The sequence below is a fragment of the Silvanigrella paludirubra genome (assembly GCF_009208775.1).
In the GTDB taxonomy this organism is placed as follows: domain Bacteria; phylum Bdellovibrionota_B; class Oligoflexia; order Silvanigrellales; family Silvanigrellaceae; genus Silvanigrella; species Silvanigrella paludirubra.
Genome location: NZ_WFLM01000005.1, coordinates 425,535 through 438,061, shown reverse-complemented (window position 1 = coordinate 438,061; position 12,527 = coordinate 425,535). Strand labels below are relative to the sequence as shown.

Genomic DNA, 12,527 nt, shown 5'->3' with positions numbered 1-12,527 from the left:
AAGTGTTTAAAGGACTCTCAATGAGCTTCAATAAGTGTTTACAAGGTTCAGCAATCGTGTACAAGATGGAAGTGTTAAAAAGGAGAAGCCCCTTAATTTGAGTTTTTCGTTTAGCTTGATAAATTAAGTAATTATTGGGTTTAATTAAAAGATCTTTGAGAAAGAAAATAAGTATGCCTTTCATTGCACCTAATGAACTTCATTTTAGAACAGCTACTAATAAAAAAAGTATTACAAAAGTAGGGGCCCAATTGTTTGGAGTTTCTGAAGAAACTTTTGTTAATTGGCGTTGGCAAATGAAATTTCAAGTTCAATCTGCAAATGATCTTGCTTCTATTTTAAAGATTTCAGAGAATGAAGAACAAGCCTTTGAAGAATTAAAAAAACAATTTCATGCTGGAATTAGTCCTTATTCTATTTCATTAATTGATTTTAATGATTCGCTTGATCCTGTTAGGCTTCAATTAATGCCAAGAATGGAAGAGTTAAAAGATAAATATGGTGTAGCAGATCCTTTGAAGGAAGTGAATAACTCTCCTGTTAAAGAAGTTGTTCATGTTTATAAAGATCGTATTGCTTGGTGTGTTGCCCAGTTGTGCCCCGTTTATTGCAGATATTGTTTTAGAAAAAGAAGAGATGGTGAAGAAGGATTGCATTTTAATCCTCGTATTATTGAAAAAGGTTTAGAATATATCGCCTCAAATAAAAATATTAGAGATGTTTTAATTACGGGAGGCGATCCTTTTATAGCTCACGACTCTAGTATTGAAAATTTATTAAAAAAATTAAGAGAAATACCACATGTCGAAATTATTCGATTTGGGACTCGAACCCCTGTTTCCTTGCCATATAGAATTACCGAAGAGTTTGCTGATATGCTTGCAAAATATCATCCAATCTGGATTAATACCCATTTTAATTCAGTCCAAGAATTAACTCCTGAAGCAGCATCTGCAATTGATACATTATTAAAAAGAGGAATACCTGTTGGAAATCAATCTGTATTTTTAAAAAATGTAAATGATGATGTCGATAAAATGCGAGATCTTGTTAGAGGTCTTGTAAAAATTCGTGTACGTCCTTATTATATTTATCACCCCCAAATTGTTGATGGAACTGAACATCTTCGAATTCCTTTAGAAAAAGGTTTGGATATTATGAGAGGACTAAGAGGTTCCACAACAGGTTTTGCAAATCCTCAATATGTTCTTGATACTCCAACCGGGAAAATTCCTTTATCGCCAAATCATGTGATTGCAAGAGATGGTGACAGTGTTATTTTAGAGCAATTAACAACAGAACCCTGGGCAGAGCCCTCTCCTTTAGACGGTTATGTCCCGCAAAGGCCTTTAGAAGAAAAAAGTTTTCCTTCAGCTCACCGTATTCATTCTGAAAATAAATTTTAATTAAAAATATTAGATTATTTTTTTTTGTTTTTTGTCTTTAAAAAAAGAATGAGATAATTTTAAATTCCTATATAACTGATAGGATTTAAAATTAGGTGAATTTATGACCAACCCATTTGAAATGTTAAAGTTAAAAACTAATATTAATTTAAGACGAAATTATTTTAAAGAATTTGTTCATCAGGGCAATGATGACCATAATATTAAAATAAATCATGATTTTTTAGAAAATTATCTTTTTAACCAAAATAGAAATTTAACTCAGTTACAAAGGCAAGCAGAACAAGAATATATCTTATCTTCGATTGAAATATTTGCGCTTCATGAAGCTTTTGCCCTTGCAAAAAAATATATGACTTCAATTGCTATACGCCCAACAACTCCTGTTGCTTTTATGGCAAATGAGTCAGGAAACCCAACAAAACCTCAGGAAATTAAAAATAAAACTAGTAAATTTGATGATACTTTTTTACATGAAAATATTGAAATACGTGATATTGGTTCTGTTGTTCACTATAATCCATCAGGGCATAATTTATCATTGAATGATTTTAAAAAATTTAAAAAAGAATTATGGAAAATAAAAAGAGAAAAATTAAATAAAGTATTTAAAAATAGAAGTGTGACTGAAAAAATCGTTGATTATTTTTATTGTAATATGAATAAAATTGAAAATATTTTTTACTTACGCACAAATGAGTATATTGAAGAAAATGCTTTATATCAACCTGGCGGTAAATACTCTAAGCACGTTTATGTTGAAGAGCCTTTCCTATTTTTAAAATCAAAACCAGGGCAAAAAATATACGGAGATCATGACCTATTTTGTTTTGCTGGAATTAATGGAGTTTCTCCTGCTAGTATTGAAAATAAAGCACTACTTAAAGATTTAATGTTGAGTCCTCGATTTCAAGCTCAACATGGAGGAATATATTATTGGAATCCATATGAAGAATTTAATAAAAATATTAAAATCACAATTATGAATTCACATACGGTTGGTTCAAAGGATCCATTAGTTATTGTTACACCTGGCTTTGTAAAAGCTTGTTATTTTGATTATAGAAAAAATGAATTAGTTAGTGTTTGGGATTTTCCAAATGAAAAAAAATGGCTTGAACAAACTGTTTCAGGTCAGCAGTATTCCAAAATATAATTTAAGTAACTATATAAATTTAATATAACAAATGCATTTTTATATATTTTAGTATTGTATTTCTATAAATTTGAACTTTCTTGTAGAATTCTCTCTCTTGTAATATGAATATTTTGTGTATCCTAATTTCTTAGTGTGACCTTCAGGAGGCGTTCTCATGTTTAAGTTATCTTTAAAAGTTCCTAATAATGAAATGATTATCAATCCAAAAGATTCAGATCAAGAATGGCAAAAATATTCTGAGGCTGTAAAAAAAGTTCCAAGAAATTTAGATATTCCAATGATAATTAATGGAAAGAAAGTTTTTTCTCAAAATAAAGTAAAAAATTTAAATCCTTCCAATGGAGAAGCCATAGGAAGTTATCAACAAGCTGATGCTACACATTCTCAATTGGCTATTGATGCCGCTCTTAACGCAAAAGAAAAATGGGCCTCCTTATCTCCAGCAACACGAATTCAAAAATTTCGTGATTTAGAAAATATTTTATTAAAATGGAAATATGAACTATGCGCCGTTTCCAGTGTGGAGTGTGGATATAATTCCTATGAGACTTATGTTGAATGGGCTGAGCTTATGGATTTTGTAAGATTCAACAATTATTTTTATGCAGACATTTTATCTGAACAACTTGGAGATGGATGGGGTGAGACAAATCAAATTCAAATGAGACCATTAAAAGGTTTTACATGCGCGGTTACACCTTTTAATTTTCCACAAGCAATTGGTTATAATTTGCCATTGGTTATGGCATTAACAGGAAACACGGTTGTTTGGAAACCTTCTGACGATGCTGTTATGAGTGGCTATATGCTAATGCTTGCTTTAGACGAAGCGGGTTTTCCTCCTGGTGTAATCAATATGATTACGGGTGATGGTAAACCGTGTCTCCCCACAGTATTAACTCATCCTGAATTAACAGCAGTTAATTTTACAGGAAGTTTTCAAACGGCAAGAGCATTTGGAAATTATCTATACAATACAGAATATCCTCGTGCGAATTTTCCACGTTACGTTGCGGAAACAGGCGGAAAAGACTTTCTTGTTGCCGACTCCGATATTGATGTTATTGATACCGCTCGTTGTATTATTCAGGGTGCATTTGGAAGAAGCGGACAAAAATGTTCTGCAAACAGTGTTGCTTTAATTCATGAAACAATATGGCCTGAATTGAGAAGTGCTTTGCTTAAGGAAACAGATTCACTTATTGTATGTAATGCAATTGAAAGAAAATGTGATGTTGGTCCTGTAATAAATGAACGCCAGTTTAACAAAATAACATCTTATATTGATCGCGCAAAAAATGATAAAAATTGCAAAATTATTGCTGGCGGTACCTATGAAAAAAACAATGGATTTTATGTGTCACCAACTATAATTGAAGTTTATGTCGATAAACATGAATTATTAAGTGAAGAAATTTTTGGACCAGTCATTGCAGTTAGGACATATAAAAAATTTGAAGATGCTGTTTCTATTATTCAGCAACATAATTATCGTTTAACAGGAAGTGTCATTAGCAAAAATGAAAATTTTCTTGAACAAGCGGTTCCTGTTTTAAGCCAACTTGCAGGAAATTTTTATGTTAATAGAAAAACAACGGGAGCAATAGTAAATATGCAGCCTTTTGGTGGTGATGGAGCGAGTGGTACCAATGGCAAAGCTGGCGGCAAGTGGTACTTATTAAATTTTATTTCTCAAGGAACGATTACAAGACGAAATTTAAAATCAACTACTGCCTCTGCATTAGATAAAATAAGCCAATATTAACAAATAGATTGAGATAATTAAAAATTATCTCAATTTTTATATTCTATTATATATCTTTATAAAATAAAATGAATTAAAAAAATAGAACACCATTAATTTCTTAGAAGATTTAAATTTTCTTAAATAATTCTTAAATTTAATTTTTAATCTAAAAATGAGTTAAATTTATTTGTATACAAATTTAAATAATAACTATTATTTACTTCGATTTTGGTCATCTTTTTAAATTAGTATTTTTTGAATTAATTAAATTTGTTTAATTTTAAATATATTTAATAGCAACTTTTTTGATTATAAAATAATCAAAAATTTATTACAAATTATCAAATTTATATGATAAGTCTTTCTCAAAGTTAAATACTTTGACCTGTATAGAGGAGATCATATGAATTATATTTCATTAAGAAAAATTATATTATACTCTGTAATTATAAATTGTTTGTTATCTAAAGAAACAAATGCTGCAACAGTTAATTTATATATTAATAATGACAGTCCTCGATCCAGAAACTATAATAATCCATATAAACTTGTCTATAATTGGCATATAGTAACAGGTTCTACAATATTTTCCTCAATTACTGTAGGAAAGGCTGGAACAATATATGTTGGTTCATATGACAATAAGTTATATGCAATTAATAAAGAAGGTAAAATAATTTGGAGTTATTTAACTGATGGAAAAATATATTCATCACCATTAATAGATAAAAATGGAATTATTTATTTTGGATCAAATGATAAAAAATTATATGCATTAAATCCAAACGGTACAAAGAGATGGCATTTTGAAGCTGGTGGTGAAATTTATTCTAGTCCAGCAATAGATAAAAATGGTGTAATTTATTTTGGTTCTAATGATCAAAAAATTTATGCAATAAATTCTGATGGTACAAAAAAATGGGATTATAAAACAGGTGCTGAAATTTATTCAGCAAGTCCCTCAATTGATAATTATGGAAATATTTATATAGGATCTAATGATAACAAATTATATTCTTTTCATCCAAGCGGAATAAAAAATTGGGAATATGAAACAGAAGGATATGTCTATTCTTCTGCTGCTTTTGCAAAAGACGGAACAATTTATTTTGGCTCCTATGACAATTATGTCTATGCTTTAAATTTAAATGGGACATTAAAGTGGAGATTTAAGACAGAAAAAATGATTTATTCAAGTCCTACTGTTGGTTCTGATGGAGTATTATACATAGGTTCTTATGATCATAAATTATATGCAATTTATCCTAATGGATCTCTAAAATGGGCTTTTATTGCGGGTGGAACAATTTATTCTAAGCCCAAAATAAGTCGATTGGGGAATATTTTTGTAGGTTCGTTTGATGGTCGTATATATGAAATCTCAACTGAAGGAAAATTGCTCTGGAATTTTAAGATAGGGGGGCCTATTTACTCTAATATAGCTTTTGGAGAAAATGATTCAATTTATGTAAGTAGTTTCGATCATAAAATATATGCTTTTAGAAAAAAATTAGAATTAACTCCTTCACCCTGGGATTAAATTTTTAATTTTGCTTAAAACGCCTTGAATAATATCTACTTCTTTTGTTGTTAATTTTTTATCTGAAATTAATTTAGAAAAAACGCCCCATTTTTTATCTTCATTCCCATTTTTTATATATTCAATTTTTTTTAAAATTAAAAATAAATTATCTTTTAATTTTTCAATATGATTTGAATTTGCAATAGGATCTTCGATTGTTTTTAATTCTGTATTTTTGTAATTAAATTTTGAAAATTCATATAAAATTATCATGACAGCTTGAGATAAATTTAATGAATTATTTTGCCCAAACGTTGGGATAGAAATAATATGATTACATAGATTAATTTCTTGGTTACTCAAGCCAGAAGTTTCTCTACCAAAAACGAAAGCAATTTTATTTGGAGAATTTAAATTCAATAAAAAAGAATCAAGCTCCCAAATTGATTTCAATTGTTTGTGATGTCCTCGAATTCTGTTGGTTGTGCCAATGATAATTTCTTTATCTAAAATAGCCTCTTTTAATGAGGTAAATACTTTTGCATTTTCTAATATAGAATGTGAGTGAACGGCTAATGTTTTAGAGCCATCAGCTCCACTATTTAAAAATTCGCAGGGATTGACAAGGCGTAAATCGGATATACCCATATTATTCATTGCACGGGCTGCTGCTCCAACATTATTAGGATGTTCTGGTGAAACCAAAACAATACTAACATTATTGGAGTCATTTGTTTTATTTATAATCAAAATAGAAATCTCATTTTTGTTTAAGAATATTAGAATTTAAAGAATTAAAATATTCTTTAAAAAATTGGTTTTTAAATTGAATAACACTTTGTACTTTTGGAATAACACCTTTTTTTAAATTTATATATTGAAGATATTTGATAATAGAAGAAATATATTTTTTATCTAAATTTTCTTTTTCTACATATTTAATAACTTCAGAAGTGTTAATTTTTGTATTGTTTTCTTTTGAGTTAGATTCTATCATTTTATATAAGGTTTCTTTTAGCATAGAGTCTTTAACAAAAATAGATAAATTTATTAAAACTCCATAGGATAAATTATTTGTTATTACATTAATTTGAGAAAGGTATTCAAAAAAAATAAAGTCAAGAACTTCAATATCTGTATTTTCCGATAAATTAGTCTTTAGAGTAATACTTTTTAAAAAAAGAAGGCATATTTTTTTATCTTCATTGCACAAAGGCCAATTCTCTATTTCATTCATAATACTTTGATAATTATTTAGTTCAATATTATAGCTAAATAAAAAAACTTTTAAGAAATTAAAAAATGGATATGGAGTTTCTATTTTTATTTTTCCAATAGTTAAAGGATTTTTATAAAATAAGTTTTGATCGTTATTTTCTTCCATTTTAATATTGGTGAATATAATTTTATTGATTTCTAAAATATTGTTTAAAGCTTCAAAAAAATAGTAAAATCTTCCTAATTTCACTTTTTGAAACTCAAGTAAAATTCTTTCTTTGCTTAATAATGAAATACCATCAGATTGTTTTTTGGCAGCTTCTAAGCTTTCATTTGAAATTGTAAAATGAAGGTTAGCCGAAAAACGAGCCATTCTTAAAATTCTTAGAGAATCTTCATATAGTCTATCATTAGCATTCCCAACACAACGAATTATTTTATTTTTAATATCACTTAAACCAAGATGTGGATCTAATATTTTGTTTTTAATTGGATCAAAATAAAGACAATTCATAGTAAAGTCTCTTCTATTAGCATCGTCTAAAAAACTTCCAATAGAAATTGATTCAGGTCTTCTTCTGTCTTTATATTTTCCTTCTTTTCTAAATGTTGTAAGCTCAAACTGCATATCATTTATTTTAACTAAACTAACTCCAAATGCTTCTCCAACAAACTGGGTATTTTGAAACAAACGAAAAATATCATCAGGTGTAGCTGATGTTGTTAAGTCAATATCTTTAGGAATTGCATTGGGTTTTATTAAAAGATCTCTTATCGCTCCACCAACAAAATAGGATTCATGGCCATTTTTTTGAAGAATAGAGCATATTTGTTTTGCGGATAGGTAAAGCTTAGATTTTCTAACATTTGAAAAGGGAGAAAATTCCTTATTCTTAAAAAGCGCTTTATGTTTCACAAATTTTCCGTTATGCAAGTGGATTGGCTATGATGCCTCTTCTTTTTGCCCTTTTATTTGCCTCAATGATAATTAAAGGATCATGGCATCTAGAATAGCTTCTAGCATATTTTACAAGACAGAAACAGGATCACTCTAAAATGACTTTAAGAACTTATACTCGACTTGTAGCCCTTGTCGGACGTCCAAATGTAGGAAAAAGCTCGTTATTTAACCGCATTATCCGCGAGCGTAAGAGCCTTGTACATAATGAACCTGGTGTTACTCGCGATCGTATTTTTGGACGCGCTGAACATAATGGGGAAGCATTTTATATCTGTGATACGGGCGGTTTTGAGCCAACTTCTCGTGATAATATTAAAATTCAACTTGTCGAACAAGCGGAAATGGCAATTGAAGAGGCTGAAACAGTTATATTTGTGGTCGATGGAAGAGAAGGAATTCACCCCGTTGACTCCGATCTTATCCGCCGTTTAAGAAAATCTGAAAAAAACTTTATTGTTTGTGTAAACAAATGTGACCTACCTAAAGATGATATTTTTATAGAAGAATTTAGAAAATTAGGTGTTCAAAGAATTTTTCCGGTAAGTGCTGAACATAATAGAGGGATGTCTGATCTTCTCGACGCGGCAACTGAAATTTTTGCAAATTCTCCTAAAGAAAAAAGAGATGATCCAGAAAATCCACCAATAAAACTATCTATTATTGGACGCCCAAACGTTGGCAAGTCTTCTATTCTAAATAGATTGGTTGGAGAAGTTCGTTCTATTGTTGATGAACGCCCAGGGACTACACGTGATACCGTTGATGCAGGCCTAAAATATCATGGCCGTGATTTAAGAGTGATTGATACAGCAGGAATTCGTAGAAAAAGTCGTATGGCAGATAAGCTCGAGCGTTTTTCTGCTTTTCGAAGTGTTGCCTGTCTTGAAGATGCCGATGTTTCCATTCTTGTTATCAATGCCGAAGATGGGGCTACGGATGGAGATGCTCGAGTAGCGGGCTATGCATTTGAATTAAGAAAACCAATATTAATTGTTGTAAATAAATGGGACTTAATTAAAGACAAAACATCTAATACTGTAAATGAATTTACTGAAAAACTTCATCTTGATCTTAGATATTTAAGATATGCTCCTGTTGTTTTTGTGAGTGCACTTGAAAATTTAAGAGTTAGTAAACTAATACCTATGTGCATAGATTTATATGATCAAAGTAGCCGAAGAAATTCAACTTCACAAGTAAACAATATATTGAAAGAAGTATTGTTAAAACATACTCCTCCAATGGTTAAAAATAAGTCTAAAAGAATTAAATTTTTCTATGCAACTCAGGTTGGTACTTTGCCTCCTCGATTTATTATATTTTGTTCACATCCTCAAGATCTTCATTTTAGCTATAAAAGATTTGTTGAAAATGCTTTCCGTGAGGCATTTGGCTATAAAGATATTCCAATCTCTATTATTTTCCGTGAAAGAACGCGTTCACCAATAGATGACAAAGGTGAAAGAGTTAAAACGACAAAAGCAGCTCGTTTTCAAAAAGATAGAAACTATGATGATGATATTCGTTCTATGGAATTTGAAGATATGAAGGCTTTAGATGGAGCTGAAATCGAATTTTTCGATGATGAATCTGAGGAATAAAATTCATGTCTGAAAAGCAAAATATAAATACTAAAAATTACGAAGGCCGTTGGTTGCACTTAAATAAATTATGGCGTGCCGCTATTTCTCAAGAAACTCTTCCTCAAATGGATAGATGGCTTGCTCAAGAGTTTGCTAAAAATTCAAAATATGGAAGTCGCGATAGACGCTGGTATAGTGAATGTTTATTTGCTGGAATTCGTTACGGTTATTTTGCTTTATTTTGCGAGGATTTTTTTAATTTAAAATATAAAATAAATTCAGAAAATAAAAAAGAAATTCATTTTCAAAATTTTATTCAATATTTTAAAAATAAATACCTATCTGTAGAAGATATATTGCAAGCATTCCGCAAAATGAATGAAGAAAGATTTTTTATATGGATCCGTCTTCGCTATTTGGCATCGAATGCAAAATTACAAGAAAATATTTCTATTGAAACTAATGAGAATGAATTTTTAAATGAAAAAAAGGTTTTTCTTGAAATTGAAAAACAATTAAATCATAATAATATTTTAATATCTCAAATGATTATGCAAAGTGTTCCTTTATGGTTTATAGATCAAATTGAAAAAAGATTTAGTCTTTCCAACTGGAATAAAGATCAACAAGATTCTTTTTTTAGTCTTCTTGAGAGTCGTCCTCCCATGTGGCTTCGATTAAATGATGAAAAATTTAAAACAAATGTATTAAATGAGCTAATAAAAGAAGGCTTTCAAGTAGAAGTTCATAATTCATTTACTCTAAAAGTTATTGAAGGTAAGGGAGGAATATTTGCATTAAATTCTTTTCGAGCAGGACTTTTTGAAATACAAGATCTTGCAAGTCAGCAAATTGGTGAGCATATAGAAGCAAAATTTGGACAATTTGTTTGGGATACTTGTGCTGGTGGTGGTGGAAAAACACAACAAATTGCAAGTTTTTTAAAAAACAAAGGTGTTATATATGCCTCAGATATACGAGAATATAAATTAGAAGAAGTAAAAAAACGGGCTCGTAAAAGTGGTTTTTTTAATATTCGTTGTCTTCCTTGGAATGGGGAAGGTTTGCCACAATTTCAAAAAGAAGTTGAAAATAAAAACGGTTTTGACTGGGTATTGGTTGACGCTCCTTGTTCTTCTTCAGGAACATGGCGTAGAAATCCTGATTCCAAATATCGTATTACAAAAGAAAATATTTCAAGCCTTATGGATCTTCAATTAAATATTTTACAAACAGCAAGTGAAGCTGTGCGTAGTGGTGGTCATTTGGTTTATTCTACATGTAGTTGGTTATATGAAGAAAATGAAAATATTATTGAATGTTTTATTAAAAATAATCCTGATTTTACAATAATAAATCACAAGATGCTGGGTTCTCCAATGGAAAATGCAGATACTATGTTTGTAGCTGTTATACAGAAAAAATAAATTATTGATTTTTTTAGATTATTAATTATCAAATAGCAATTTAACAATTTTCTAAACATTTAGAGATTTTTCTAATTATTATTCAAAAAAAATCAAATATATGCTTATAAGTTTACTGAAATATCTCATTTTACTTAATATTAATGATAAACTAAATATTAATTTTTTGCTCTACAATAATCTAGAGTTTTTATAGTATTCGCCATAAAAATGGTTCATACTTTTTATAAAGTTTAGCATCAAAAAATGAAATACTTCCATTAAAATTTCTTGTGGTATATTATCATTATACTTTGTATTAAAAAAATCATTTATTTTTTGAAAACCATTAAATGTTTGTCCTGGTATTTGAGGTAAATATGAAGATATATTTTTCCACCATTCGTAAATGTTTTCAATATCGTTTTTTACTGTCTGCTTATTTTTTTGTGAAATATTGCTAAAATGATTTCTGTTTAATCTTGTTTCAAAAACATTTAAACTAGTTACTTCTGTTTTATCTTGATTATTTTGATTTCCACGACAGCATAAAAAAAGAATTTCTTCGTAATTTATTTTTTGTTTTTTTAAAAATTCTAAAATATTTGAAGAAGTTATTTCTGATTTTCCTTGAACAAGAAGAATATCACTTTTAGTAAATCTTAAGAAATTTTGAATTCTTGATTTACCTGGATTTTTATAAGAAAAATTAGCTGCAGCGTAATCAAAATATTTTTTAAAAATTTCTTGAACAGAATCAAAATAACTTTCATGAATTTGATTAAACTCTTGTTCGCTTGTTTCGTCAGAATCAGAAGAGCTACCAGCAATTATTCGATTTGGTTCATTATATTGCCAAAGCCAATAACCTTTTTGAGCAGAAGATATAGAGGTTGATCTATGATCATCATAGCTTCCAGTTATTTGATCAATTTGTTTGTAAAGAGCTCCTTCTGTACTCTGTTTGATCCATGAGCCAGATTTAGGCAAATATAAAAGACTTTCAATATATTTTTTTGGATTACTCCAAAAAATATTTAGATTTTTTTTAGGATCTTTAAAAAAACTAGGTATGTTCCATTGCCATTGAGGATGAGAATAGTCACCGCTTAAAGTTACATCAGTAAAACTATTTTTTACTTCATTGGGTTCAGCACCTATGTGTTTAATTACTTCACTATATTTTTCATTTGTGTAACATGATTTATTTGCATACCAATCAACTCCAAATACTGCAGAAAACATACAAGCTGGGAGTGCACTATATTTATTGTTTAGTTCTAATATTTTGTGTGGTTCACCAAAAAATCCAATAGCCCAATTTTTATTTACTGTCACATTTTTATCTATTTCTCTTCCATGTCCAATTATAATAATTCTTCGGCTTATTAAATGATTAAAATTTATTTCCGCTGAGCCACTAAATAATCTTTTAATTTTCTTTAAATCCGAAAAATTTTGCAATCTACTTCCCGGAAAAAATTTAAAAGAATTAAGGCAGCTCTTTCCTAAGGTGACGTTAGTT

Annotated in this window: 9 protein-coding genes; 6 read left to right on the top strand and 3 right to left on the bottom strand. The window is 29.2% G+C overall.

Annotation, left to right across the window (positions count from 1 at the left end):
• Nucleotides 1-173: 173 nt before the first annotated feature.
• The 4 genes from GCL60_RS15215 (at nt 174) to GCL60_RS15200 (ending at nt 5,852) form a co-directional block, all read left to right on the top strand.
• Nucleotides 174-1,406: a KamA family radical SAM protein gene (locus tag GCL60_RS15215; RefSeq protein ID WP_153421525.1), complete on the top strand. Its 1,233-nt coding sequence runs from the start codon at nt 174-176 to the stop codon at nt 1,404-1,406.
• 103 nt (nt 1,407-1,509) lie between these two features.
• A complete protein-coding gene (locus GCL60_RS15210) occupies nt 1,510-2,562 on the top strand; it encodes a hypothetical protein (protein ID WP_153421524.1) in 1,053 nt (350 codons plus the stop codon).
• A 157-nt stretch (nt 2,563-2,719) separates the two neighbouring features.
• Nucleotides 2,720-4,330, top strand: a complete 1,611-nt coding sequence (locus tag GCL60_RS15205) for an aldehyde dehydrogenase family protein (RefSeq protein ID WP_153421523.1) — start codon at nt 2,720-2,722, stop codon at nt 4,328-4,330.
• 385 nt (nt 4,331-4,715) lie between these two features.
• Entirely contained in the window at nt 4,716-5,852 is a 1,137-nt protein-coding gene (locus GCL60_RS15200; protein WP_153421522.1) for a beta-alanine-activating enzyme beta-propeller domain-containing protein, read from the top strand.
• Here the strand turns inward: GCL60_RS15200 and GCL60_RS15195 are convergent.
• Both GCL60_RS15195 and GCL60_RS15190 read right to left on the bottom strand, forming a co-directional pair.
• Complete coding sequence (locus GCL60_RS15195; RefSeq protein WP_161998242.1) at nt 5,838-6,584, bottom strand: RNA methyltransferase; 747 nt, start codon at nt 6,582-6,584, stop codon at nt 5,838-5,840. The genes GCL60_RS15200 and GCL60_RS15195 overlap by 15 nt on opposite strands.
• Before the next feature lie 10 nt (nt 6,585-6,594).
• The gene (locus tag GCL60_RS15190) at nt 6,595-7,968 is read right to left on the bottom strand and encodes a CCA tRNA nucleotidyltransferase (protein ID WP_161998241.1); all 1,374 of its coding nucleotides are present in this window, start codon (nt 7,966-7,968) and stop codon (nt 6,595-6,597) included.
• Between the two features lie 140 nt (nt 7,969-8,108).
• On the opposite strand from GCL60_RS15190, the gene der reads away from it, so the two are divergent.
• Together der and GCL60_RS15180 are read left to right on the top strand one after the other, a co-directional pair.
• A complete protein-coding gene (gene der, locus GCL60_RS15185) occupies nt 8,109-9,614 on the top strand; it encodes a ribosome biogenesis GTPase Der (protein WP_153421519.1) in 1,506 nt (501 codons plus the stop codon).
• 5 nt (nt 9,615-9,619) lie between these two features.
• Nucleotides 9,620-11,023, top strand: coding sequence for an RsmB/NOP family class I SAM-dependent RNA methyltransferase (locus GCL60_RS15180; RefSeq protein ID WP_153421518.1), 1,404 nt, complete (start codon nt 9,620-9,622; stop codon nt 11,021-11,023).
• Between the two features lie 171 nt (nt 11,024-11,194).
• Here GCL60_RS15180 and GCL60_RS15175 read toward each other — a convergent pair whose 3' ends face one another.
• Nucleotides 11,195-12,466 (bottom strand): hypothetical protein, encoded by a 1,272-nt coding sequence (locus GCL60_RS15175; protein WP_153421517.1) that lies wholly within the window; start codon nt 12,464-12,466, stop codon nt 11,195-11,197.
• Between the last annotated feature and the right edge of the window lie 61 nt (nt 12,467-12,527).